Source organism: Streptomyces sp. NPDC033180 (assembly GCF_055577645.1).
The window spans coordinates 199,671-225,487 of record NZ_JBVIPU010000012.1 but is presented as its reverse complement, the minus strand read 5'-3'; the positions used below and the strand labels follow the sequence as shown (position 1 = coordinate 225,487).

Annotated in this window: 18 protein-coding genes; 13 read left to right on the top strand and 5 right to left on the bottom strand. The window is 69.7% G+C overall.

The annotated features are described in order from the left end of the window. Positions 1 to 125: 125 nt before the first annotated feature. Together ACZ5WE_RS28485 and ACZ5WE_RS28480 are read right to left on the bottom strand one after the other, a co-directional pair. Positions 126 to 437 carry an antitoxin gene (locus ACZ5WE_RS28485; RefSeq protein ID WP_467688493.1) on the bottom strand — a complete coding sequence of 104 codons (312 nt, stop codon included), beginning with the start codon at positions 435 to 437 and terminating at the stop codon, positions 126 to 128. Between the two features lie 25 nt (positions 438 to 462). Beyond that, the gene (locus ACZ5WE_RS28480; RefSeq protein ID WP_467688491.1) at positions 463 to 822 is read right to left on the bottom strand and encodes a hypothetical protein; all 360 of its coding nucleotides are present in this window, start codon (positions 820 to 822) and stop codon (positions 463 to 465) included. A 182-nt stretch (positions 823 to 1,004) separates the two neighbouring features. On the opposite strand from ACZ5WE_RS28480, the gene miaA reads away from it, so the two are divergent. From miaA to hflX, 6 genes are all read left to right on the top strand, one after another. Next, complete coding sequence (miaA, locus tag ACZ5WE_RS28475; RefSeq protein ID WP_467688490.1) at positions 1,005 to 1,943, top strand: tRNA (adenosine(37)-N6)-dimethylallyltransferase MiaA; 939 nt, start codon at positions 1,005 to 1,007, stop codon at positions 1,941 to 1,943. Between the two features lie 101 nt (positions 1,944 to 2,044). Then, positions 2,045 to 2,506, top strand: a complete 462-nt coding sequence (locus ACZ5WE_RS28470; protein ID WP_467688488.1) for a hypothetical protein — start codon at positions 2,045 to 2,047, stop codon at positions 2,504 to 2,506. A gap of 75 nt (positions 2,507 to 2,581) precedes the next feature. Next, positions 2,582 to 3,460, top strand: coding sequence for a diaminopimelate epimerase (gene dapF / locus ACZ5WE_RS28465; RefSeq protein WP_467688486.1), 879 nt, complete (start codon positions 2,582 to 2,584; stop codon positions 3,458 to 3,460). Between the two features lie 142 nt (positions 3,461 to 3,602). Then, on the top strand, positions 3,603 to 5,762 hold the full coding sequence (locus tag ACZ5WE_RS28460) for a RelA/SpoT family protein (RefSeq protein WP_467688484.1): 2,160 nt from the start codon (positions 3,603 to 3,605) through the stop codon (positions 5,760 to 5,762). 111 nt (positions 5,763 to 5,873) lie between these two features. Next, complete coding sequence (locus tag ACZ5WE_RS28455; protein WP_467688482.1) at positions 5,874 to 7,361, top strand: M1 family metallopeptidase; 1,488 nt, start codon at positions 5,874 to 5,876, stop codon at positions 7,359 to 7,361. Between the two features lie 170 nt (positions 7,362 to 7,531). Further along, positions 7,532 to 9,031 (top strand): GTPase HflX, encoded by a 1,500-nt coding sequence (gene hflX, locus ACZ5WE_RS28450; protein WP_467688480.1) that lies wholly within the window; start codon positions 7,532 to 7,534, stop codon positions 9,029 to 9,031. 211 nt (positions 9,032 to 9,242) lie between these two features. Here the strand turns inward: hflX and ACZ5WE_RS28445 are convergent, their stop codons facing one another. Then, entirely contained in the window at positions 9,243 to 10,469 is a 1,227-nt protein-coding gene (locus ACZ5WE_RS28445; protein WP_467688478.1) for a trypsin-like serine peptidase, read from the bottom strand. 246 nt (positions 10,470 to 10,715) lie between these two features. After that, positions 10,716 to 11,963 carry a trypsin-like serine peptidase gene (locus ACZ5WE_RS28440; protein WP_467688477.1) on the bottom strand — a complete coding sequence of 416 codons (1,248 nt, stop codon included), beginning with the start codon at positions 11,961 to 11,963 and terminating at the stop codon, positions 10,716 to 10,718. 327 nt (positions 11,964 to 12,290) lie between these two features. On the opposite strand from ACZ5WE_RS28440, the gene ACZ5WE_RS28435 reads away from it, so the two are divergent. The 5 genes from ACZ5WE_RS28435 (at position 12,291) to ACZ5WE_RS28415 (ending at position 20,857) form a co-directional block, all read left to right on the top strand. Further along, positions 12,291 to 13,802, top strand: a complete 1,512-nt coding sequence (locus ACZ5WE_RS28435; protein WP_467688475.1) for a diaminobutyrate--2-oxoglutarate transaminase family protein — start codon at positions 12,291 to 12,293, stop codon at positions 13,800 to 13,802. Positions 13,803 to 13,901: 99 nt separating this feature from the next. After that, complete coding sequence (locus ACZ5WE_RS28430) at positions 13,902 to 15,896, top strand: IucA/IucC family protein (RefSeq protein ID WP_467688473.1); 1,995 nt, start codon at positions 13,902 to 13,904, stop codon at positions 15,894 to 15,896. Positions 15,897 to 15,932: 36 nt separating this feature from the next. Next, a complete protein-coding gene (locus tag ACZ5WE_RS28425; protein WP_467688471.1) occupies positions 15,933 to 16,754 on the top strand; it encodes a GNAT family N-acetyltransferase in 822 nt (273 codons plus the stop codon). A 58-nt stretch (positions 16,755 to 16,812) separates the two neighbouring features. Then, positions 16,813 to 18,774 carry an IucA/IucC family protein gene (locus ACZ5WE_RS28420; protein ID WP_467688470.1) on the top strand — a complete coding sequence of 654 codons (1,962 nt, stop codon included), beginning with the start codon at positions 16,813 to 16,815 and terminating at the stop codon, positions 18,772 to 18,774. A 40-nt stretch (positions 18,775 to 18,814) separates the two neighbouring features. Continuing rightward, positions 18,815 to 20,857 carry an ATP-dependent DNA helicase gene (locus tag ACZ5WE_RS28415; protein ID WP_467688468.1) on the top strand — a complete coding sequence of 681 codons (2,043 nt, stop codon included), beginning with the start codon at positions 18,815 to 18,817 and terminating at the stop codon, positions 20,855 to 20,857. A gap of 98 nt (positions 20,858 to 20,955) precedes the next feature. Here the strand turns inward: ACZ5WE_RS28415 and lexA are convergent, their stop codons facing one another. Continuing rightward, on the bottom strand, positions 20,956 to 21,735 hold the full coding sequence (gene lexA / locus ACZ5WE_RS28410) for a transcriptional repressor LexA (protein WP_367045483.1): 780 nt from the start codon (positions 21,733 to 21,735) through the stop codon (positions 20,956 to 20,958). A gap of 494 nt (positions 21,736 to 22,229) precedes the next feature. Here lexA and nrdR point away from each other — a divergent pair, with 494 nt between their 5' ends. Both nrdR and ACZ5WE_RS28400 read left to right on the top strand, forming a co-directional pair. Next, positions 22,230 to 22,784 (top strand): transcriptional regulator NrdR, encoded by a 555-nt coding sequence (nrdR, locus tag ACZ5WE_RS28405; RefSeq protein ID WP_467688466.1) that lies wholly within the window; start codon positions 22,230 to 22,232, stop codon positions 22,782 to 22,784. A gap of 134 nt (positions 22,785 to 22,918) precedes the next feature. Continuing rightward, positions 22,919 to 25,816 (top strand): vitamin B12-dependent ribonucleotide reductase, encoded by a 2,898-nt coding sequence (locus tag ACZ5WE_RS28400; RefSeq protein WP_467688464.1) that lies wholly within the window; start codon positions 22,919 to 22,921, stop codon positions 25,814 to 25,816. Position 25,817 lies beyond the last annotated feature (1 nt).

Genomic DNA, 25,817 nt, shown 5'->3' with positions numbered 1-25,817 from the left:
GGCGGGAGCGGCCTGGCAGAGGCGTCCGCGCAACGCGCACGTGGCCGACGCACGGCGACGGCCGCGGAGCTGGTGGCGCTCCACGGCCGTCCGCCGGGGTCGTTCGACCGGTGACGCGGGGTGGTTCAGGGAGCCGGAGGGGACGTGGGTGGGGTGGTGCCACCCATGGGCGGGGTCGTGCCGCCTGCGGGCGGGGTGGTGCCGCCACCCGTGTCCTTGCCCTCGTCGGGCGTCCCGGCGAGGCGGTCCACGGCATCCTTCGCCTTGCCCGTCCCCGTCTGGATCTTGTCGCTGTACTTGCCCTTGGTCTTGTCGTCGACCACCTTCGCGGCCTTGTCGAGACCTTGGTCGATCTTGCCCCCGTGCTGCTGCGCGAGGCCCGCGACCTTGTCCTTCGCCGGGGCGAGCTTGTCTTTCAGGCTTTGCAGGAAGCCCATCGGTTGCCTTCCCTCGCTGGGGGAGTCACTTGCGGGCGCCTTCGTCGGCTTCGTCGTTGTCGGCGGCCTTCTCCGCGGACTGCTGCTTCGGGATGTCCACGTTGTCCGCGGCAGCCGCATCGGTGTCGTCCGACTTGTCCTCGGCCTCGGTCTCGGCGTCGACCTTCTCCCCGGCTTCCTTCTCCGCTGGCTCCTCGGCCTTGGTCTCGGCGTTGGGCTCGTCCTTCGCGGCGGCTTTGGCCTTGGCCTCTTCCTGGCCGGGCTCGGCCTCGGGGGACTCCCCGGCCGCTTCCGGCTCGGCCGTCAGGGTGCCGGCTGCCGCCTCGGCTGTTGACGCCTCTTCCGTGTCCTTGGACTTCCTACGGAATCGTGCAAAAACGCCCATATCTACTCCATACGGTACTCGTGTGGGCGAAATCCCGCGCCGCCCGGTGCGCCCTGTTGCGCCGCCCGGGTCGCCGATCCTCGAAACCGGCGGCCGGAACCTCGCAACAGGCAACGACCCCGGACGTGTGGCGTCACGTAGCTCGTTCGGGAAGTGGCCTTGGGGTTTGCGAGACTGGGGCGGTGAGTAGAGCAGCTCCCGCACCGCGGGTCATCGCCATCGTCGGGCCCACCGCGGCTGGAAAGTCCGATCTGGGCGTTTTCCTCGCCCAGCGTCTCGGCGGCGAAGTCGTCAACGCCGACTCCATGCAGCTCTACAGAGGGATGGACATCGGAACCGCCAAGCTGACGCTCGAAGAGCGTGACGGAGTGCCGCACCACCTCCTCGACATCTGGGACGTCACGGAGGCGGCGAGCGTCGCCGAGTACCAGAAACTGGCGCGAGCCGAAATCGACCGACTCCTTGCCGATGGACGCTGGCCGATCCTGGTCGGCGGCTCCGGGCTCTACGTCAGGGGGGCCGTCGACCACCTGGAGTTCCCCGGCACCGACCCAGCGGTCCGGGCCCGCTTGGAGGAAGAGCTCGCGCTCCACGGCTCCGGCGCGCTCCATGCCCGCCTCGCCGCCGCCGACCCCGGAGCGGGCCGGGCCATCCTCCCCAGCAACGGCCGCCGGATCGTCCGCGCCCTCGAGGTCATCGAAATCACCGGCAAGCCCTTCACCGCCAACCTCCCCGGCCACGACTCCGTATACGACACCATCCAGATCGGCGTCGATGTCGGCCGCCCGGAGCTCGACGAACGCATCGCCACGCGCGTGGACCGCATGTGGGACACGGGCCTCGTCGACGAGGTGCGTGCCCTGGAGGCCGTGGGGCTGCGCGAGGGGCGTACGGCCTCCCGCGCGCTCGGGTACCAGCAGGTGCTCGCTGCGCTCGCGGGGGAGTGCACCGACGGCGAGGCGCGTGCGGAGACCGTGCGCGCGACCAAGCGGTTCGCACGCCGTCAGGACTCGTGGTTCCGCCGTGATCCCCGGGTGCACTGGCTCAGTGGCGCCATGGCCGATCGGGGGGAACTCCCGGGGCGGGCAATGGCGTTGGTCGAACGAGCGGTCACAGCCTGATCACGTGATGGCATCGGGACGCTCCGGCGGTCATCCCGGCCCCTGACGCCGTGCCATCATCGACCATCGATCGACCAGTGGAGTCCGAAGCAGGAGGGCGGATGGCGATGGAGGCCGGCCCTCGTGACACCGCGCATGACGGCGGCGAGCTGACCCCGGACGGCCCTGACGGGGCCCCGGACGGCGTGACCGACGACGGTCCCGTCGCGGACGCGATGGCCGCGGCGGAGGTCGAGGTCGAACTGCGCCCGCAGCGCCGTCTGCGCATCTGGCAGCTCGCGCCGATCGTCATACTCGCCGCCGCCGGATCGCTGATGTTCGCCTTCCCGCTGGCCTTCGAGTTCGGGGACGGCGGCGCCGTCGTCGCCATGCTCGGGCTCCTGATCAGCAGCTGCGCCGCAGGCTGGGGCATGATGGCCGCCCGCCGCGTGGGGCACACCTGGCCCGGGCTGCCGGAGCGCGGTTCCGGGCGCCGCCCGGACTGGCGGATCGTCTCCGCGTACGCCCTGGTGTTCCTCGCCGTCGCCGTCCTCGCCGTGTGGCGGGTCGCGCGCCTTCGCTGACGGCGTCGTACGAGGTCAGAGCCCTGGCGGGCACCTTGACGACTGACTGTCCCAGGTACCCCGTACGATCGAGGAATGAGCACGCCGATCGCTTTCCTCAAGGGGCACGGGACCGAGAACGACTTCGTGATCATCCCGGACCCCGACAACGCCATCGCGCTGTCCCCGGCAGCTGTCGCCGCCCTGTGCGACCGCCGCGCGGGCATCGGGGGCGACGGTCTGCTGCATGTCGTGCGTTCCGCGGCGCACCCCGAGGCACGGCATCTGGCCGACGAGGCCGAGTGGTTCATGGACTACCGCAACGGCGACGGTTCGATCGCCGAGATGTGCGGCAACGGCGTGCGCGTCTTCGCCCGCTACCTGCAGCGCGCCGGTCTGGTGGGCGAGGGTGATCTTGCCGTCGCGACCCGCGGTGGCGTGAAGACCGTGCACATCGCCAAGGCCGCGGCCGGCGGGGGCGTCACCGTCGGCATGGGCAAGGCGGCCTTCCCCGAAGGGGACGTCGAGGTCTCGGTGGCCGACCGCCACTGGCCCGCGCGCAACGTGAACATGGGCAACCCGCACGCGGTCGCCTTCGTGGACGACCTGGCCCACGCGGGCAACCTGTACGACCCGCCGCCATTCAGCCCCGCTTCGGCCTACCCGGAAGGCGTGAATGTCGAGTTCGTCGTCGACCGCGGCCCGCGCCACGTCGCCATGCGGGTGCACGAGCGCGGCGCCGGAGAGACCCGCTCGTGCGGCACAGGCGCGTGCGCCGTCGCCGTCGCGGTGGCCCGCAGGGACGGGGCGGACCCCGCAGCGACCGGTTCGCCGGTCACGTACACCGTCGATCTGCCCGGTGGGAGCCTGGTGGTCACCGAGCGGCCCGACGGCGAGATCGAGATGACGGGCCCCGCTGTGATCGTCGCCGAAGGCGAGATCGACGCGGAATGGCTCGAAACTGTAAACCCGTGAACTGTCGCTCGAATGGGTGATCCGTTTCACGCTCGGCGAGAGGCGGTCAGCGGCGCGTGATGGGCTCGGTAGCATCAAGCACCGGCCCGGACGGAGCACGCCGTCGTCCGCTCACCGCCGGTCGGAGCAGCCGGAGGTGCCCATGAGTGCGGAGGCCACAAACCCCGCGGTGTCTGGCCCCGTGACGCCCGCAGCGCAGCGCAGGCGCGGTCGTCCTCGGCTTGACCTGCGCAGGCTCGGCCGGGCAGCCCTGTTGGGGCCGGCCACCCGGGACCGGTTGCCGGACGCGATCGGCCATGTGGCGGAAGCCCATCGCGCCCATTACCCGGACGCGGATCTGGAGCCGTTGCGGCGTGCCTGGGTCCTCGCCGAGTCCTCCCACCGCGGCCAGATGCGCAAGAGCGGTGAGCCGTACATCACACATCCGCTCGCGGTGACCCTGATCCTCGCCCAACTGGGCGCCGAGATCACGACCTTGACCGCGTCCCTGCTCCACGACACCGTCGAGGACACGGATGTGACGCTCGATCAGGTGCGTACGGAGTTCGGCGACGACGTCTGCTATCTGGTCGACGGCGTCACGAAGCTGGAGAAGGTCGACTACGGTGCGGCCGCCGAGCCCGAGACCTTCCGCAAGATGCTCGTGGCCACCGGCAACGACGTACGCGTCATGTCGATCAAGCTGGCCGACCGCCTGCACAACATGCGCACGCTCGGCGTCATGCGCCCCGAGAAGCAGGCACGGATCGCCAAGGTGACGCGGGACGTGCTCATCCCGCTCGCCGAACGCCTCGGCGTGCAGGCGCTCAAGACCGAGCTGGAGGACCTCGTATTCGCGATCCTCCACCCGGAGGAGTACGCCAAGGTCGAAGAGCTGATCGCGGCCAACGCGGTGGGCGGCGGCGACCCGCTGGAAGGGACGGCGGACGACGTCCGGGCGGTGCTGCGCGAGGCGGGCATCGCGGCCGAAGTCCTCATCAGGCCGCGGCACTACGTCTCGGTCCACCGGGTGCACCGCAAACGCGGCGAGATGCGCGCGGCGGACTTCGGACGGCTCCTGGTCCTGGTGAACGAGGACGCGGACTGCTATGGCGTGCTCGGCGAACTGCACACGTGCTTCACGCCGGTGGTCTCGGAGTTCAAGGACTTCATCGCCGTACCGAAGTTCAACCTCTACCAATCGCTGCACACGGCGGTGGCCCGCCCGGACGGAGAGGTCGCCGAAGTCCTCATCCGTACGCACCAGATGCACGAGGTGGCCGAGGCCGGCGTCGTCGCGCTGCGCAATCCGTACGCTCCTCCTTCGGAGGAGCAGTCCGACGCCGCCACCGAGGCCCCTTCCGAGGACGCCGTCGAGGGCGAGCGCGCCGACCCGACCCGGCCGGGCTGGCTCTCCCGCCTGCTCGACTGGCAGGAAGCGGCCCCCGACCCCGACACGTTCTGGTCCACGCTCCGTGAAGACCTCGCCCAGGACCGCGAGATCGCCGTCTTCCGCCCCGACGGGGGCACCCTTGGACTGCCCGCGGGCGCGAGCTGCGTGGACGCCGCCTATGCCCAGTACGGCGAGGACGCCCACGCCTGCATCGGCGCACGTGTCAACGGCCGCCTGGCGACGCTGAGCACGGTCCTGCTGGACGGTGACACGGTCCAGCTGCTCATGGGGCAGGACGTGGCGTCCGGGCCCTCCCGCGAGTGGCTCGACCACGCGCGCACGCCCGGGGCCCGGATCGCCATCCGGCGCTGGCTCACGACCCACCCCGCGCCCGCGTCGGTACCCGCGGCGTCGCCCCCGGAGAAGACGGCCCCGGCGCCCTTGCCGCAGGCCTCCGCCTTCCCGCGCCCCGCCGCGGCGAACGCCGTCGTGGACAGGGAAGGCGCGAGCGTACGACTCGCGGGCTGCTGTACGCCCGTGCCGCCCGACGAGGTGACCGCCTTCGCCGTGCGGGGCGGGGTCGTCACCGTGCACCGCGTCGAGTGCCCCGCTGTAGTACGCATGAAGGAGGTGGGGCGTTCGGAGGTCGGAGTGCGCTGGGGAGACAGCGCGGAGTGCCGGGTCACGCTGATCGCCGAGTCGTTCGGGCGGGCGCATCTGCTGGCCGATCTCACCGAAGCCATCGCCCTGGAGGGCGTCGAGGTCATGTCGGCGACCGTCGAGCCGCCGAGCCAACAGCGCGTGCGCCACACGTACACGCTGCAACTGCCGGACGCGGCTCACCTCCCGGGGCTGATGCGCGCGATGCGTGCGGTGCCCGGTGTGTACGACGTCAGCCGTGCCCAGCACCCGGCGGCGGCGACTTCGTAGCAGTCGGACAAGAGGCGTCAGCGTCGTATCAGCCGCCTACTGGCGACTCGTTCGAGTGGCACGGCGCGCGCCGACACCGGTGCGGAAGGTCCGCGCTGATAGCGGTAGTTCATGCTGCTCACCCCCCGGGTCAAGGCCTCGCGGCCGAGGACTCTCCGTATCGCGACCGCGCTCCTGGCCGCGGCCACCTCCGTAACCCTTCTCGCCGCGAGCGCGCCGTCACCGGCCGGACCGCTCGGCATCGGCGACCGGCTCTTCCCCCACCTGGGCAACCCCGGGTACGACGTCATGGCGTACGACATCGCCTTCACGTACCACGGCGACAAGAAGAAGCCGCTCGACGCGGTGACGGTGATCGACGCCCGTGTGATCGCCCCGCTGCAGCGGATCAACCTCGACTTCGCCCATGGCAAGGTCCGCTCCGTCGCCGTCAACGGTGCCCCCGCCCGCTTCGAGACCACTGGTGAGGACCTGGTCGTCACGCCGTCACGGCCGCTGAGCCGGGGCGAGCAGATGCGGATCACCGTCCGGCACACCAGCGATCCCAGGCCCACGAAGAACCAGGACGGCGGCTGGGTGCCTACCTCCGACGGGCTCGCCATGGCCAACCAGGCCGATGCCGGGCACCGTGTGTTCCCGTCCAACGACCACCCGTCCGACAAAGCACAGTTCACGTTCCGCGTCACCACTCCCAAGGGGCTCACCGCCGTCGCCAACGGCCTGCCCGTCGCCACGGCGCGCACCGGGTCCACCACGACCCGGGCCTTCCGCACCCGCCACCCGATGGCGACGGAACTGGCCCAGGTGTCCATCGGCCGCTCTGCCGTGGTGCACCGCTCCGGGCCGCACGGCCTGCCCGTACGCGATGTGGTGCCCGCCAAGGACCGCAAGGCGATGGAACGCTGGCTGAAGAAGACGCCGGACCAGATCGGCTGGATGGAGGGGAAGGTCGGCCGCTACCCCTTCGAGACGTACGGCGTGCTGATGGCGCAGGCCCAGACCGGTTTCGCCCTGGAGACGCAGACCCTCTCCCTCTTCGAGAGCGACCTGTTCAAGCGGCCCGAGTACCCCGAGTGGTACGTGGAATCGATCATGGTGCACGAGCTGGCGCACCAGTGGTTCGGCGACAGCGTGAGCCCGCAGACCTGGTCCGATCTCTGGCTCAACGAAGGGCACGCCACCTGGTACGAGGCCCTCTTCGCCGAGGAGAAGGCGAAGAAGCCCCTCCAGAAGCGGATGCGTGAGGCCTACAAGCAGTCGGACGCCTGGCGTGCCGCGGGCGGACCGCCGGCCGCGCCGAAGGGCCCCGAGTCGGGCCAGAAGATCAGCATCTTCCGCCCGGTGGTGTACGACGGCAGCGCGCTGGTGCTGTACGCGCTGCGGCAGGAGATCGGGCACCAGAACTTCGACGGCCTGGAGCGGGCCTGGGTGCGCATCCACCGGGACGGGAACGCGACGACCGCGGACTTCGTGCGGCTCGCGTCCTCGATCGCGGGCCGTGATCTGAGCGGCTTCTTCGACGCCTGGCTGTACGGCGCGAAGACGCCGCCGATGCCGGGCCACCCGGACTGGCGTAAGGCGGCTCCCGCCCGGAAATAACCTGGGTGACGAGACGGGCCGTTCCGTGCAACCATCTTCAGGTCGGCGCCGCTGCGGGTCCGGGAAAACCCTTCGGGGTGATCTCAGGGCCCCCGCCGGCCGGCCCGGGGAATCTCGGGGCGGCCCGGAGCGTTGACCCGTGTGAAGAATCCCATCGACGTAAGGATCCAATGACCTCCTCTTCTTCCCCTTCCCAGGACGCGCAGAGCCTCGCGCAGAACTACCCCGAAGGTCTTCGGGCCGATGCCCTGATGGAAGAGGACGTCGCCTGGAGCCACGGACACGACGGAGACCGGGACGGCGAGCAGCTCGACCGCTCCGAGCGCGCGGCCCTGCGCCGCGTCGCCGGCCTCTCCACCGAGCTCGAGGACGTCACCGAAGTCGAGTACCGACAGCTCCGTCTGGAGCGAGTCGTGCTCGTCGGCGTGTGGACCTCGGGCACAGTGCAGGACGCGGAGAACTCCGTCGCCGAGCTGGCCGCCCTCGCCGAGACGGCGGGCGCGCTCGTGCTCGACGGCGTCATCCAGCGCCGCGACAAGCCCGACCCGGCGACCTACATCGGATCCGGCAAGGCCATGGAGCTGCGTGACATCGTCCTCGAGACCGGGGCCGACACCGTCGTGTGTGACGGTGAGCTCAGCCCCGGCCAGCTGATCCACCTCGAAGACGTCGTCAAGGTCAAGGTGGTCGACAGGACCGCCCTGATCCTCGACATCTTCGCCCAGCACGCCAAGTCCCGAGAGGGCAAGGCGCAGGTCGCCCTTGCCCAGATGCAGTACATGCTCCCGCGCCTCCGTGGCTGGGGTCAGTCGCTCTCCCGTCAGATGGGCGGCGGCGGATCCAGCGGCGGCGGTGGCATGGCGACACGTGGTCCCGGTGAGACCAAGATCGAGACGGACCGCCGTCGGATCCGCGAGAAGATGGCGAAGATGCGCCGGGAGATCGCGGAGATGAAGACGGGCCGCGAGATCAAGCGCCAGGAGCGCAAGCGCAACAAGGTGCCGTCGGTCGCGATCGCCGGTTACACGAACGCGGGCAAGTCCTCCCTGCTCAACCGCCTCACCGGCGCGGGCGTCCTGGTGGAGAACTCCCTGTTCGCCACCCTTGACCCGACCGTGCGCCGGGCCGAGACGCCGAGCGGCCGGATCTACACCCTGGCCGACACCGTCGGGTTCGTACGGCATCTGCCGCACCACCTCGTCGAGGCGTTCCGCTCCACGATGGAGGAGGTCGGCGAGTCCGACCTGATCCTGCACGTGGTGGACGGTTCGCACCCGGTGCCTGAGGAGCAGCTGGCCGCCGTGCGTGAGGTGATCCGCGATGTGGGCGCGACCGACGTGCCCGAGATCGTGATCGTCAACAAGGCGGACGCCGCCGATCCGCTGGTCCTCCAGCGGCTGCTGCGCAACGAGAAGCACGCGATCGCGGTCTCCGCGCGCACGGGCGCCGGCATCGAAGAGCTGCTCGCGCTGATCGACGCCGAACTGCCGCGGCCCGAGGTCGAGATCGAGGCCCTCGTGCCGTACACGCAGGGTCAGCTCATCTCGCGCGCGCACGCCGAGGGCGAGGTGCTCTCCGAGGAGCACACCGCCGATGGCACGCTGCTCAAGGCGAAGGTGCACGCGGAACTGGCGGCGGATCTCGCGCCGTACGTCCCGGTCGCGGGCTGAACGCAGGCCCGGACGCCGCGGGCTGAACGCAGGCCCGGACGTCGCGGGCTGAACGCAGGCCCGGACGTCGCGGGCTGAACGCAGGTCCGGACAGGCGTGGTTCACGCGGTACGCATGTCACGCGGTTCACATGGCGAAGGCCCGCCCCCTCTCGTAGGGGGCGGGCCTTCGCCGTGTCAGGTGCGAGGTGCGGCGGTCGCCCGCCGTGCGGCTACTGGGAGCCGTACTTCTTGCTCATCATGTCGTAGACCTGCTCGGCGCCCTTGCCCAGCTGCGGTCCGGCCAGCCAGGTGTTCTCGGCCGGGCCGATCGAGGTGTTCGAGACCAGCTGGGTCTTGTCGCCCACCATCCGGAACCAGCCGCCGCCCGACGAACCGCCGGTCATGGTGCAGCCGATGCGGTACATCGTCGGCTGGGTGGAGGTCAGCGAGAGGCGGCCCGGCTTGTCGATGCACTTGTGCATGATCTGGCCGTTGTACGGGGGAGCGGCGGGGTAGCCCCAGGCGCCCATCGAGCTCACGCTCTGCGCCGACGGAGTCGAGAAGTCGACCTCAAGCGCGTTGCCGACCGTCTCCTCGAGGGACTTGGAGCCCTGCTCCGGCTTCACGTGCATCACGGCGTAGTCGTATGGCGCACCGGCACCGCCCGAAGCGGCGCCCTCGTCGATCCACTCGGCGGAGGTCGAGACCCAGTCGGCCCAGTACTGGCCGTACGGGGCGACTTCCTGCGGGGCGGCGTTGCTCAGCTCGGCCTCGGACTTGCCGAGGTCGTTGTAGGCAGGCACGAAGGTGATGTTGCGGTACCAGCCACCGGCGGAGCCGGCGTGCACGCAGTGACCCGCGGTCCACACGAGGTTGGACTTGCCCGGGTTGCGCGGGTCCTTCACGACCGTGCCGGAGCACACCATCGAGCCCCCGGGGGCATCGAAGAAGATCTTGCCGACCGGGGCGGCGTTCTTGTGGTACGGCGTCTTCTCGCGCTTGGCCTGGACCGGCGACGGCTCGGGGTCGGTCGCGCCCTGATCGGAGGGGGCGTCCTTCGCGGCGATGGTCTTCTTCGGGTCCTTCGCGTCCTTCATCCGCTCGGGCTTCCAGAGCCCTTCGATGACGGGGTTGACGAAGTCCTTCGCCTCGCGGAGCCATTCCTCCTTTTCGAAGTTCTTCCAGCCACCGTCCTTCCACTTGTCCGGGTCGATGCCGTGGTCCTTCAGCTTGTCGGCGAGGTCGCCGGGCAGCTTGGCATCGGAGCCGGTGTCGGTGCCGGTGTCGGAACCCTTGTCGGCGCCCTGCGAGGTGCCGGAATCAGCCCTGTCACTGGCCTTGTCTTCGCTGGGACCGCAGGCCGTGGCAGTCAGTGCCAGAGTCGCGGCGAGCCCCGTGGCGGCGAGTGCGAGACGCCGCCCGCGACTGCGCGCGAAGGGCGCACGAGTGGAACGCATGGTGCTGTAACCCCCGAATTGAACGTGTGATTGCTGCACTTGATTGCTGCAATTGCCATGTACTTGTCACATGTCGGCGTGGCGTCTCCTGGAGCGCCCCGCCGATGCAACACCCCACTATGCCTGTGTGATTGGGGACGAATGACGGCGGGGTCGTGAAGGTTTCCGGCGATCCCGCCGTCGTACATCAGGCGACTACTGCTGGTTGTGCGTCAGCGACTTCCGCTGGTCGCGCCCCACAGGCGTCTACTGGTCGGCGAACTTCTTGCTCACCGCGCCGTAGATGCCCTTGGCTTCCTTGCCGAGCCGCGGACCGGCGAGCCAGCCGGCCGTCACCGGGCCGATGGAGGTGTTGGAGACCAGGGAGGGCTCGCCGTCCGAGCCCTCGGCGACCCAGCCGCCGCCGGACGAACCACCGGTCATCGTGCAGCCGATGCGGTACATCGTCGGGTCGGGCTTGCTGATCGAGAGCCGGCCCGGCTTGTCGGCGCACTGGAACGCCTTCTGGCCGTCGAACGGCGGAGCCGCCGGGTACCCGGTCGCCGTCATGTCGGCGATCTGCGGCACGGCCGGGGCATTGAAGTCCACGGGGAGCGCCGAACCGACCTGCTCCTCGAGGGACTTGCCCTCGCTGCCCTTCTCGGGCGTCACGTGGATGACCGCGAAGTCGTACGGTGCGCCCTTGCCGCCCGTCGGGCCACCCTGCTCGATCCACTGATCGGAGGTCTGCGCCCAGTCGCCCCACCAGACGCCGTGCGGAGCGACTTCTTCCTTGGGGGCGTTCTGCAGCTCGGCGGCCGACTTGCCGCTGTTGTTGTACGAGGGCACGAAGGCGATGTTGCGGTACCAGCCGCCGTCGGCGCCGGCGTGCACGCAGTGACCCGCGGTCCACACCATGTTGGACTTGCCCGGGTGTGCCGGGTCCTTCACGACGGTGGCGGAGCAGACCATCGAGCCGTCGGGGCCGTCGAAGAACAGCTTGCCCGACTCGGGAACGCTGGCGTCGTACGGCGCCTTCAGGGCCGCAGCTTCCACCGGCTCGGGCGTCGGGTCGGTCACGCCCTGGTCACCGGAGATGTCGTTGTCGTCTACACCGCGGTCGGGGTTCTGGTCGGCGTCCCGCATGCGGTCCGAGTCCCACAGACCCTCGATGATCGGGTTGACGTAGTCACCGGCCTCGCGGAGCCAGTCGTCCTTGTCGAACTTCTTCCAGGCCCCGCCCTTCCACTTGTCCAGGTCGATGCCGTGCTCCTTGAGCCGGTCCTGGATGTCCTGCGGAATCTTGACCTTGCCGTCGTCGTTGCTGTTGCCGTTGCCGTCGTCGGCGGGCTGGGAGGCGGACGGATCGTCGCCCGCGTTGTCCTCGCTCGGGCCACAGGCCGTCGCGGTCAGCACGAGCGCCGCGCCGATGGCGACAGCGGCCGCCACAGGGGAGGTTCTACCGCGCGCGCTCCTCCCACGACGAGCGGTATTGAGCGGGCGTATGGATCGCATAGAGAGATTCCCCCTGGGCTTCGAGATCGTTCGCATGCCGGACACCGTGTGCCGCACGGTGCGTTGAGCACCGGACTTCCGTGGCGCTGCGCACCCTGCTGCGGATGAACGGCACCTCACACTATGCCGGTGCCGTAGGGGACAGCCGACGGAACGGCAACGGTTCCGTCACGGCAAGGATCTTCCGATGACCCGTGTTCTCCCGCAGCCCCCGTCGTTGGTACGTACGGGGGACTGGCGGCCTGCGTTCATCTCCCCTGCCAACTCGTCGGCGCGCTGGCCCAGTTCGAGTGGGAGCGCCCATTCCCAGCGGGAGGACCAACAGTCGTGGCCGTGACCGAGCCGGCGCCCGCGGCGGTTTCCGCGGGGCACTCCGCAGTACACGAGGGGATCCTGCGACGCCAGTCGGCGCGCGAGTCGGCGGCCCGCACCTATGCGCGGGCCCTGCCGATCGTGCCGGTACGGGCGCGCGGCCTGACCATCGAGGGCGCCGACGGGCGGCGCTATCTCGACTGCCTCTCGGGTGCGGGGACCCTGGCCCTTGGGCACAACCATCCGGTCGTGCTGGAGGCGATCAGAAAGGTCCTCGACTCGGGGGCACCGCTGCACGTCCTCGACCTGGCCACGCCGGTCAAGGACGCCTTCACCACCGAGCTGTTCCACACACTGCCCCGTGAACTCGCCGACCGCGCCCGGATCCAGTTCTGCGGCCCCGCCGGCACGGACGCGGTGGAGGCCGCGCTCAAACTCGTGCGGACGGCGACCGGGCGGAACGGCATGCTCGCCTTCACCGGCGCCTACCACGGGATGACGGCAGGGGCGCTCGAAGCATCCGGCGGCGCACCGGACGTACGCGTCGCGCGCCTGCCCTACCCGCAGGATTACCGCTGTCCGTTCGGCATCGGCGGTGCGGACGGCGCCGAACTCGCGGCCCGCTGGACCGAAAGCCTCCTCGATGACACCAAGTCGGGCGTGCCCCAGCCGGCCGGGATGATCCTCGAACCGGTGCAGGGCGAGGGCGGCGTGATCCCCGCCCCCGACGACTGGTTGCGCCGGATGCGCGAGATCACCGCCGCACGCTCGATCCCGCTCATCGCGGACGAGGTCCAGACCGGCGTCGGGCGCACCGGCACCTTCTGGGCCGTCGAGCACAGCGGTGTGGTCCCGGACGTGATGGTGCTGTCCAAGGCCATCGGCGGCAGCCTGCCGCTGGCCGTCGTGATCTACCGCGACGACCTCGACGTCTGGCAGCCCGGCGCCCACGCCGGCACCTTCCGCGGCAACCAGCTCGCCATGGCGGCCGGCACGGCCACCCTCGCCTACGTGCGTGAGAACGGCCTCGCCGACCGCGCGGGAGTCCTTGGTACCCGCATGCTCACCCAGCTGCGGTCCCTGGCCGCCGAACACCCCTGTATCGGCGACGTCCGCGGCAGAGGCCTGATGATCGGCGTCGAACTCGTGGACCCAGTCGCCGCGCATCCGGCTGTCGTGGACCCGGCCGCCGCGATCTCGGCCAACGCGCACCCGACCGCTACGGACCCGACCGCTACGGACCCGGCTGTCGCGGACCGATCTGTTCCGGCTGCCCGGTCGGTGAGCGACCCCTTGTCTGCCGGGCCTCTGACCCGCTTCCCGCGCCCGCTTCCCCCGGCGCCCGAACTCGCCGCGGCAGTTCAGCGCGAATGCCTGCGCCGCGGCCTCATCGTCGAGCTGGGCGGACGGCACGCCAGCGTCGTACGTCTCCTTCCTCCTCTCACCATCACCGACGAGCAGGCGGCCGCGATCCTCGACCGCCTCTCCGACGCGATCTCCGCGGCGGCGCGTCCGCACCACGGATAGCCACACCCGGACCCGGGCCGTCCCTCGGACGGCCAAGAGACATCAGCACAGCTCCAGCCCGTCGCCCCGGAGCCCGAACGACTTCACAAGGAAACCCTCTTGAACGCCACCCCCGCATCCGACGACCCACCTCACCCGCACGTCCCAGGCGTGTGCGGCCAGCAATCCTCACTGGTGGCGGAGCCCGGTACGGTCCCGCGGCAGAAGGGAGGCCGGCAGGCCGAGCAGCTGCGAGGCGCGACCGCCGACCTCCTGGAGCACCCCGATCCGCACACCGCCGCGCAGGTGGCGGCCATCGAGAACCTCCTGCGCTGCTGGGTACGCGAGAACGACTTCCCCGCCCCCGAGCAGGGCGCCCTGCGTATCCCGCTAGAGGCCAGCGGCACCGCCCTCCTCGTCCCCGTGTACTACTGGTCGGCCACCGGCTGGCACCGCTTCGGCCTCCCGTACCTGGAAGACGGCCCCCAGAGCGCACCCCCGGCCGACGCCGTCACCGTCGCCGCGCTGTTGGGCCGCGAAACCGGCCAACGAAGCGGAACCGCCGCCCCAGACGGGCAGGCTGCCGGCCCCGAATCCAACTCCGGCATCGGGTCCGGCGCAGCCGCAGCCGCCGACCCCGGCAGCGACAGTGAGCGGGTCGAGGGAGGGGACCTCGTCGGCCGTGTCGCCGATTCGGTGCGGCGCACCGCTACCTTCATCGCCGACCGCCGCGACAACCCCGGCGACGAGCCCGACCTCTTCCTCGCCGCCGAGCAGTCCCTGCTCCTCGGCCACCCCCTGCACCCCACCCCGAAGAGCCGCGAAGGCCTCTCCGACACCGAATCCCGGCTCTACTCACCGGAGTTGCGCGGCGCGTTCGCCCTGCACTGGATCGCCGTGGACCCCTCCGTACTCGCCTCGGACTCGGCCTGGACCGAGCGCGGCCGCACGCTCCCGGCCCAGCAGCTCACCGCCCGCCTCGCCGGTCCGGACCTGCCGTTGCCGCACGGCCACGCCGCCCTGCCCCTGCACCCGTGGCAGATGCGTGAGCTCAGGCACCGCCCCGGGACCGCCGCTCTCCTGGAAGCCGGCCTCCTCCAGGACCTCGGCCCTCACGGCGCACCGTGGTACCCGACCTCCTCCGTGCGCACCCTCTACCGCTCGGGCGCACCGGCCATGCTCAAGCTCTCGCTCGGCCTGCGCATCACCAACTCCCGTCGTGAAAACCTCCGCAAGGAACTCCACCGCGGCGTGGAGGTCCACCGCTTGCTGCGCAGTGGCCTCGCCGAGCAGTGGCAGGCGGTCCACCCCCGCTTCGACGTGATCCGCGACCCGGCCTGGCTCGCCGTGACCGGCCCCGACGGCGCACCCGTCTCCGGACTCGACGTCATGATCCGGCACAACCCCTTCGGCCCCGGCGACGACGCCACCTGCATCGCGGGACTCGTCTCGCCCAGGCCGTCACCGCACTCCAGTGGGCACGGCCGGCCCCCGATGCGCTCCCGGCTCGGCGAGATCGTCACTCGCCTCGCCGGACGGACGGGCCGCCCTCGGGGAGCCGTCGCCACGGAGTGGTTCCTGCGCTACCTGGAGAACGTCGTACGCCCCGTGCTCTGGCTGGACAGCGAGGCAGGGGTGGCCCTGGAGGCCCACCAGCAGAACACCCTCCTGCTGCTCGACTCCGACGGCTGGCCTGTGGGCGGCCGCTACCGCGACAACCAGGGCTACTACTTCCGCGAGTCCCGACGCCCCGAACTCGACCGAAGGCTTCCCGGCATCGGCGAGCACAGTGACACCTTCGTGTCCGACGAGGTGGCGGACGAGCGCTTCGCCTACTACCTCGGCATCAACAACGTCCTCGGCCTCATCGGAGCCCTGGGCGCCCAACGCCTGGCTGACGAGGCGCTGTTGCTCGCGGCATTCCGCCGCTTCCTCGGCGACATCGTCTCCGGCCCGGCTTCGCTGCGTACGCCGCTGCCCGCCCTGCTTCTCGACTCACCCGTGCTGCGGTGCAAGGCCAATCTGCTGACCCGCCTTCGCGGGCTCGACGAGCTCGTGGGCCCGGTCGACACCCAGTCCGTCTACGTCTCCATCGCCAACCCCCTTCATTCCTGAGGAACATGACCCACGCTTTCTGAGAGGAGCGACGCCGTGCCTCCGCCTCCCCCCGATGCGAGCACCGACGCCGGAACCGAGTCCGCCACCGAACCCGCCACTGAGCCATCCGCCGCCGACAGAGCAGACGTCCAGGACACCCTGGACCTGCGCCTCCCGGACGAACTCATCGCCCTGTTCGGCGCTGGTGGCGCGGCCCCAGCGCAGGATGCGTACGCGGGACGCATCGGCGCCGACGCGCGCACGGCAGAACGTGCCCCGGCGCCGTCGGCTACCTCGTCAGCCGATGACCTGCTCGACAATGTCGCCGACTGGGGCCCCGCGACCACCTCAGCCGGTGTCTTCCAACTCGTCCCCGTGTGTATCGAACGCGATCTCTCCCTCATCAGTCGGTGGATGAACGACCCCGCTGTGGCGGCATTCTGGGAGTTGGCCGGCCCCGATGCCATCACGCGGGCGCATCTGCGCCGCCAGATCGACGGTGACGGACGCAGCGTCCCCTGCCTCGGTGTCCTGGACGGCACGCCGATGAGCTACTGGGAGGTCTACCGCGCGGACCTCGACGCCTTGGCCCGCCACTATCCGGCCCGCCCGCACGACACCGGTCTTCACCTCCTCATCGGCGGTGTCGCCGACCGTGGCCGCGGGCTCGGCACCTCTCTGCTGAGAGCCGTCGCCGACCTCGTGCTCGACTGTCGTGCCTCGTGCGCACGCGTCATCGCGGAACCTGACCTGCGCAACACCCCCTCCGTATCCGCATTCCTGAGCGCCGGCTTCCGCTTCTCTGCCGAGGTGGAACTTCCCGACAAGCGCGCGGCGCTCATGGTCCGTGACCGGGCCCTGCGCGCACTGCTCTGACCCGCTCACTCTTAGTACACCGCTCGACCTGATCCGGTTCCCTCCCTGAGGAGTCCCCGTGCCGAATCCGTCCGTCCCCCCGACGTCCCGTGAGCCGTCCGCTCTCCACGACCCGCGCGCTCTCTACGACCCGCCTGAGCTGACTCCCGACCGGTGGGCGAGAGGGGGGCGCCGCCTCCTGGCCAAAATGGTCGGTGAGTTCGCCTACGAGGAGATCATCGCGCCCGTCCCCGCCCGACCGGGCGACGGGGACAGTTACAGCCTCCGCCTCGATGCCGGTGGCGACGGCGACGGCGATGTCGGTGCCGATGCCGATGCCGGTGGCGACGGTGGCGAAGCCGGTGGCGGTGGTGCGGGCCGGCGCAGTGAAGTCCCGCGACCGGCAGCGACAGCGCCCCGCCTCCTCTTCCGCGCCCGCCGCGGCTCGTACGGCAGTTGGCACGTCGACCCGGCGAGCCTGGCCCTGGCCGAGGGCGAGGGGCCGCCACTCCCCTTCAGCGACCCCCTCCGCTTCCTCACCCGGGCCCGCCGCACTCTGGGGATCGACGGTGCCACGCTCGGCCACCTCGTCCGCGAGCTGACCATCACGCTCTCCGCCGACGCCCGGCTCGACCGGACGGCACTCACCGCCGCGCAGCTCGCCGACCTCGGCTACGCCGAACTCGAAGGGCATCAGACCGGCCACCCCTGGCTCGTCCTCAACAAGGGCCGCATCGGCTTCTCCGCCAGCGACGCCGCCCGCTGGGCGCCCGAGGCACGCCTCACCGCGGAGCTCCCTTGGATCGCGGTCCACACCGACCTCGCCACCTACCGAGGCGTCGCCGGCCTGGACGCGGCGGAGAAGCTCTATACACGTGAACTCACCCCCGCCACACGGGAGTCCTTCGCAGACATACTCAGGGCACGCGGCCTCGACCCGCACGCCTATCTCTACTTGCCGGTGCATCCGTGGCAGTGGGACGACGTGGTCCTGCCCCTCTTCGCCCCCTCCGTCGCCGCGGGCTCGATCGTGCCCCTCCCGACCGACGGCGATCTGCGGCTGCCCCAGCAATCCATTCGTACGTTCCTGAATCTGTCCCGACCTGACCGGCACACCGTCAAGTTGCCCCTGTCGGTCCTCAACACCCTCGTGTGGCGCGGCCTCCCGACCGAGCGCACTCTGGCCGCCCCCGCCGTCACCGCGTGGATGCACGCCCTGCGCGACGCCGACCCCTTCCTGCGTGACGAATGCCGCGTGATCCTGCTTGGCGAGGTCGCGTCGGTGACCGTCGAGCACCCGTTGTACGACGGCCTTCCCGAGGTCCCCTACCAATACAAAGAACTACTGGGTGCCATCTGGCGCGAACCGATCACCCGGTATCTCGCCCCCGATGAGCGCGCCCGCACGCTTGCTTCCTTGTTGCACACCGATCCGGACGGCAGGGCTTTCGTCGCCGAGCTGGTCGAGCGCTCGGGCCTTGCCCCCGAGGCCTGGCTGCGGCGCCTCTTCGGCGCACTGCTGCCTCCGCTCCTGCAGTTCCTGTACCGGTACGGCACCGTGTTCTCCCCTCACGGGGAGAACGCCATCGTCGTCTTCGACGACAAGGACGTACCCGTCCGGCTCGCGGTGAAGGACTTCGTCGACGACATCAATGTCAGCGCCGAGGCCCTTCCCGAGCACGCGTCGATGCCGGACGACGTCCGCGACGTACTGCTCACCGAACGCCCCGACTTCCTCACGCAGTTCATCCATTCAGGGCTCTTCGTGGGTGTTTTCCGCTACCTCGCCCCGCTCTGCCAGGAGCAGCTGGGCATCCCGGAGACCACCTTCTGGTCGCTCGTCCGTGCCGAGATCCTGCGCCATCAGGCGCGCGCCCCCCAGCTCAAGGAGCGGTACGAGATGTTCGACCTGCTCACCCCGCGCATCGAGCGGCTGTGCCTCAACCGGAACCGGCTCCACCTCGACGGGTACCGGGACCGCCCCGAGCGCCCGCACGCCGCCGTGCACGGCAGCGTCCCGAACCCTCTGCATCAGCCTTGATCGAGGGATTGTCAGTGGAGACCCGTAGGGTGGTCGCGCTATGACAAAGCCCTCCCTTCCCGAGCTCCTGCACGCCGCCGTCACCGCCGTCGGCGGCACAGAGCGCCCTGGCCAGGTGACGATGGCCGAGACCGTCGCCGAGGCGATCGACGACGGTTCCCATCTGCTGATCCAGGCCGGCACCGGCACGGGAAAGTCCCTCGGCTATCTGGTGCCCGCGCTCGCGCACGGTGAGCGCGTGGTGGTCGCGACGGCCACGCTCGCGCTGCAGCGTCAGCTCGTGGAGCGCGATCTGCCGCGGACGGTGGATGCCTTGCATCCGCTGTTGCGCCGCCGCCCCCAGTTCGCCATGCTCAAGGGCCGTTCGAACTATCTGTGCCTGCACCGCCTCCATGAAGGAGTGCCACAGGAAGAGGAGGAGGGGCCGGGCCTCTTCGACCAGTTCGAGGCAGCAGCCCCCACCAGCAAGCTCGGCCAGGACCTGTTGCGGATGCGCGACTGGGCGGACGAGACCGAGACCGGTGACCGGGACGACCTCACGCCAGGGGTCTCCGACCGTGCCTGGTCCCAGGTGTCCGTCTCCTCCAGGGAGTGTCTGGGCGCGTCGAAGTGTGCGTACGGAGCGGAGTGCTTCGCCGAGGCGGCGCGGGAGCGGGCCAAGCTCTCCGAGGTCGTCGTCACCAACCACGCACTGCTCGCGATCGATGCCATCGAGGGCGCCCCGGTCCTTCCGCAGCACGAAGTGCTGATCGTGGACGAGGCCCATGAACTGGTCTCGCGAGTGACCGGCGTCGCCACCGGCGAGCTCACCCCCGGCCAGGTCAACCGCGCTGTGAGGCGAGCCGCCAAGCTCGTCAACGAGAAGGCGGCAGACCAGCTCCAGACCGCGTCCGAAGGCTTCGAGCGGGTGATGGAGCTGGCGCTCCCCGGCCGTCTCGAGGAGGTCCCGGAGGATCTCGGGTATGCGCTGATGGCCCTGCGCGATGCCGCCCGCACGGTCATCTCGGCCCTTGGCTCGACCCGCGACAAGTCGGTCCAGGACGAGGACGCCGTGCGCAAACAGGCCCTCGCCTCCGTCGAGACGATCCACGATGTGGCGGAGCGCATCACGAACGGCTCCGAGTGGGACGTCGTCTGGTACGAACGGCACGACCGCTTCGGGGCCTCGTTGCGAGTGGCGCCCATGTCCGTGTCGGGCCTGCTGCGCGAGAAGCTCTTCAGCGACCGCTCCGTGGTCCTCACGTCCGCCACCCTCAAGCTCGGCGGCGACTTCAACGGGGTGGGGGCCTCTCTGGGGCTCGCCCCCGAGGGCATCGAGTCCGAGGACGCCCCCGCGTGGAAGGGCCTCGACGTCGGCTCGCCCTTCGACTACCGCAAGCAGGGGATCCTGTACGTCGCCAAGCACCTGGCCCGGCCGGGCCGTGAGGGCACACGCAGCGACATGATCGATGAGCTGGCCGAACTGATCGAGGCGGCAGGCGGCCGTACGCTCGGTCTGTTCTCGTCCATGCGTGCCGCTCAGAACGCCGCCGAGGAGCTCCGCGGCCGCCTCGACGTGCCCATCCTGCTGCAGGGTGAGGAGACGCTGGGCGAGCTGATCAAGAACTTCGCGGCGGACACGCGGACCTGCCTGTTCGGGACGCTTTCGCTGTGGCAGGGCGTCGATGTTCCCGGCGCCAGCTGCCAGTTGGTGGTCATGGACAAGATCCCCTTCCCACGACCCGACGACCCGCTGATGAGCGCTCGCCAGAAGGCGGTGGACGACGGCGGCGGCAATGGCTTCATGGCCATCGCCGCGACGCACGCGGCGCTTCTGATGGCGCAGGGCGCGGGGCGGCTGGTGCGGGCCTCCGCGGACCGCGGAGTGGTCGCCGTCCTGGACCCCCGCCTCGCGACCGCGCGCTACGGCAGCTATCTGCGGGCTTCGCTTCCCGACTTCTGGTACACGACGGACCGCAATCAGGCACGGCGCTCCTTGGCCGCGATCGACGCGGCGGCTAAGGCAGATCCGATGCCCAACCCCAAGCCCGATCCGAAGGCCAATCCTCAGACGGAGGGCGAGGACGAGGCAGCAGCGGAGTAGAGGGCCCGGCTCCTGCGCCCTGGGCCCGGCGGCCTCCAGACGCAGCAGGGCCCCGGAACCGGCGCAGTTGGTTCCGGGGCCCGGTCAGGGGCGGAGGCTCACACTCGCCGCAGCACCGCCACCACCTTGCCGAGGATCGTCGCCTCGTCACCCGGGATGGGCTGATACGCGGAGTTATGAGGCAGCAGCCACACGTGTCCGTCCTCGCGCTTGAACCTCTTCACCGTCGCTTCGCCGTCGAGCATGGCGGCGACGATGTCGCCGTTCTCCGCGACCGGCTGGCGGCGCACCGTCACCCAGTCACCATCACAGATGGCGGCCTCGATCATCGAGTCACCGACGACCTTGAGGACGAACAGCTCGCCGTCGCCGACGAGCTGCCGGGGGAGCGGGAAGACGTCCTCCACCGACTCCTCGGCGAGGATCGGGCCACCGGCCGCGATGCGGCCGACCAGAGGGACGTACGAAGCGGCGGGCTTGCCTGCCGTGTCCGTGGGCTGGCTGCTCGGCTGGTCCGAGCCTCGCACCTCGTACGCCCGCGGGCGGTGCGGGTCGCGGCGCAGGAAGCCCTTGCGCTCCAGGGCCATCAGCTGGTGAGCGACCGACGAGGTGCTGGAGAGGCCTACCGCCTGCCCGATCTCCCGCATGGACGGCGGGTACCCCCGCCGCTGCACCGAGTCCCTGATGACCTCGATGACGCGGCGCTGCCGGTCGGTGAGCCCCGAGCTGTCGGCGCGGATGCCCGGAGGCCGTCCTGGTAGGGAGCGTGTGGGCTTGGGGCCCTCCGGGTTCGTGGCGTCATTCATGGCATGCACCGGCTCGAGTCGGCTCTGGCGGTCCTGGGCAGTGATGGTGGCGCTGTCTGCGGTGGTGGTCACGTCGGTCGGCCCCTCTCGAGATTGTCTCCCTAGTTAGCCAACGGTAGTTGCTTTCGAAAGGTTGCGCCAAACACACGTTCGAGTGAAAAATCGCAGAATGCCTGCCGCGATCAGGCGTCTGGGTGTATGGCTAACGTTCGAGCCGACTGGCATTTCGGTTCATTACGGTACGCTTCACCGCCCGGGTCGCACCCCGCTCAGTGGGGCTCCCATACTGCCACTCGCAGCCCGGTCAACCCGGCACCGCCCCCTTCTCGTGCGGCGCGCGAGGCGGGCTCGTACCCTTCCTGGCGTGCCGCGGCTACGCGACACGCGATGGGGCCGGATTTACGGCCAAACCCCAGATCTAGTGGTTGGATTGCAACCACGGCCCAGAAGTTGTGGTCCCCGGTCTTTTCAGGCCTCGGGCATCGCCTATGCTTGGGGCTGCTTCGAGGGCCTCATGGGCCTGTTGAGGCCTATGAGTCGTGTCGTGAAGGAGGGTTGGGAGTTCCATGCACTGCCCCTTCTGCAGGCACCCCGACAGTCGCGTGGTCGACAGTCGCACCACCGATGACGGCACGTCGATCCGCAGGCGCCGTCAGTGTCCCGACTGCTCCCGTCGTTTTACGACCGTGGAGACGTGTTCGCTGATGGTGGTCAAGCGCAGCGGCGTGACCGAGCCCTTCAGCCGTACGAAGGTGATCAACGGCGTACGCAAGGCATGCCAGGGGCGGCCGGTGACCGAGGACGCCCTCGCCCAGCTCGGCCAGCGGGTCGAAGAGGCGGTGCGGGCCACCGGAAGCGCCGAACTGACCACGCACGACGTCGGTCTGGCCATACTTGGTCCGCTGCAGGAGCTGGACCTCGTGGCCTACCTGCGCTTCGCGTCCGTGTATCGGGCGTTCGATTCACTTGAGGACTTCGAGGCTGCCATCGGGGAGCTGAGGGACCAGCGGGAAAGGCGGCTCGACGACGAGCCGCAGGGCGCCGGCGGCAAGAACGGCGCGAAGGACTGCGGGCCCGGAGGGACTGTCGAAGTCCCGGTGCCCGCCACTGCCGCCGACTGACCGGCTGAACGGCCGCCGGCGGCACACCAGACCTGTTGCGGATGACCTTCGTGGGATCCGCAGCACCAGACAACACCGTGTCACGGGAAGAACGTGGCACTTCAGGGCGTTTTAGCCTGATACAGGGAGGCGGCATGACCGAGACGACGAGCGGCCCGGCGCGAGGTTCCCGAGCCAAGGGATCCAAGGCCAGCAAGGGTCTGCGTATCGAGCGCATCCATACGACGCCCGGCGTGCATCCGTACGACGAGGTGGTCTGGGAGCGCCGAGACGTCGTCATGACCAACTGGCGCGACGGCTCGGTCAACTTCGAGCAGCGTGGCGTCGAGTTCCCCGACTTCTGGTCGGTGAACGCGGTCAACATCGTCACCAGCAAGTACTTCCGCGGGGCCGTTGGCACCCCGCAGCGCGAGACCGGCCTCAAGCAGCTGATCGACCGCATCGTGAAGACCTACCGCAAGGCCGGCGAGGACTACAGCTACTTCGCCTCGCCCGCCGACGCCGAGATCTTCGAGCACGAGCTGGCGTACGCCCTCCTGCACCAGATCTTCAGCTTCAACTCGCCGGTCTGGTTCAACGTCGGTACGCCCCAGCCGCAGCAGGTCTCCGCCTGCTTCATCCTGGCCGTCGACGACTCCATGGACTCGATCCTCGACTGGTACAAGGAAGAGGGGATGATCTTCAAGGGCGGCTCCGGCGCCGGCCTGAACCTCTCCCGCATCCGCTCCTCCAAGGAACTCCTCTCCTCCGGCGGCAACGCCTCAGGGCCGGTCTCCTTCATGCGCGGTGCCGACGCGTCCGCAGGAACGATCAAGTCGGGTGGCGCCACGCGCCGCGCGGCCAAGATGGTCATCCTCGACGTCGACCACCCCGACATCGAGGGCTTCATCGAGACCAAGGTGAAGGAAGAGGAGAAGATCCGCGCCCTGCGTGACGCGGGCTTCGACATGGACCTGGGCGGCGACGACATCACGTCCGTCCAGTACCAGAACGCCAACAACTCGGTCCGTGTGAACGACACGTTCATGAAGGCGGTCGAGGAGGGCGGCAAGTTCGGCCTGACCTCCCGTATGACGGGCGACGTCATCGAGGAGGTCGACGCCAAGTCGCTCTTCCGCAAGATGGCCGAAGCCGCCTGGGCCTGTGCCGACCCCGGCATCCAGTACGACGACACCATCAACGCCTGGCACACCTGCCCGGAGTCCGGCCGGATCAACGGCTCGAACCCGTGCAGCGAGTACATGCACCTGGACAACACGTCCTGCAACCTCGCCTCGCTGAACCTGATGAAGTTCCTCAAGGACGACGGCCTGGGCAACCAGTCCTTCGACGCCGAGCGCTTCGCCAAGGTCGTCGAGCTGGTCATCACCGCGATGGACATCTCGATCTGCTTCGCGGACTTCCCGACGCAGAAGATCGGCGAGAACACCCGCGCCTTCCGCCAGCTGGGCATCGGCTACGCCAACCTCGGCGCCCTGCTGATGGCGACCGGCCACGCGTACGACTCCGACGGCGGCCGCTCGCTGGCCGGCGCCATCACCTCGCTGATGACGGGTAGGTCGTACAAGCGTTCCGCCGAGCTCGCCGCGGTCGTCGGCCCGTACGACGGCTACGCCAAGAACGCCACGCCGCACAAGCGCGTCATGAAGCAGCACGCCGACGCCAACGCCACCGCGCCTCGTGTGGACGACCTGGACACGCCGATCTGGGCCGCCGCCACGGAAGCCTGGCAGGACGTGATCCGCCTCGGCGAGAAGAACGGTTTCCGTAACTCCCAGGCGTCCGTCATCGCCCCGACCGGCACCATCGGTCTCGCGATGTCCTGCGACACCACGGGCCTCGAGCCCGACCTCGCCCTGGTCAAGTTCAAGAAGCTCGTCGGCGGCGGCTCGATGCAGATCGTCAACGGCACCGTGCCGCAGGCCCTGCGTCGCCTGGGCTACCAGGAGGAGCAGATCGAGGCGATCGTCGCCCACATCGCCGACCACGGCAATGTGATCGACGCCCCCGGCCTGAAGACCGAGCACTACGAGGTCTTCGACTGCGCGATGGGCGAGCGTTCCATCTCCGCGATGGGCCACGTCCGCATGATGGCGGCCATCCAGCCGTGGATCTCCGGAGCGCTCTCCAAGACGGTCAACCTCCCGGAGACTGCCACCGTCGAGGACGTCGAAGAGGTCTACTACGAGGCCTGGAAGATGGGCGTCAAGGCGCTCGCCATCTACCGCGACAACTGCAAGGTCGGCCAGCCCCTCTCCGCCAAGACGAAGGAGAAGGAGAAGGCCGCGGTCACCGAGAAGACCGAGGACACGATCCGTGCCGCGGTCGAGAAGGTGGTCGAGTACCGCCCCGTCCGCAAGCGCCTTCCCAAGGGCCGCCCGGGGATCACCACCTCCTTCACCGTGGGTGGCGCCGAGGGCTACATGACCGCCAACTCCTACCCGGACGACGGTCTCGGTGAGGTCTTCCTGAAGATGTCCAAGCAGGGCTCGACCCTCGCGGGCATGATGGACGCCTTCTCGATCGCCGTCTCCGTGGGCCTGCAGTACGGCGTTCCGCTGGAGACGTACGTCTCGAAGTTCACGAACATGCGCTTCGAGCCGGCCGGCATGACGGACGACCCGGACGTGCGGATGGCGCAGTCGATCGTCGACTACATCTTCCGCCGCCTGGCGCTGGACTTCCTGCCCTTCGAGACCCGCTCCGCGCTCGGCATCCACTCGGCCGAGGAGCGTCAGCGCCACCTGGAGACCGGTTCTTACGAGCCGTCCATGGAGGAGTCGGACGTCGACGTCGAAGGCCTGGCGCAGTCCGCTCCGCGGCAGCCCGAGGTCCTGAAGGCGGTCGCCACGCCGAAGGCCGAGGCCGAGAAGCCCGCTCCGCAGCAGGCGCACACCAGCGCCGAGCTCGTCGAGATGCAGCTGGGCATCCAGGCCGACGCGCCGCTGTGCTTCTCCTGCGGCACGAAGATGCAGCGGGCCGGCTCCTGCTACATCTGCGAGGGCTGCGGCTCGACCAGCGGTTGCAGCTGAT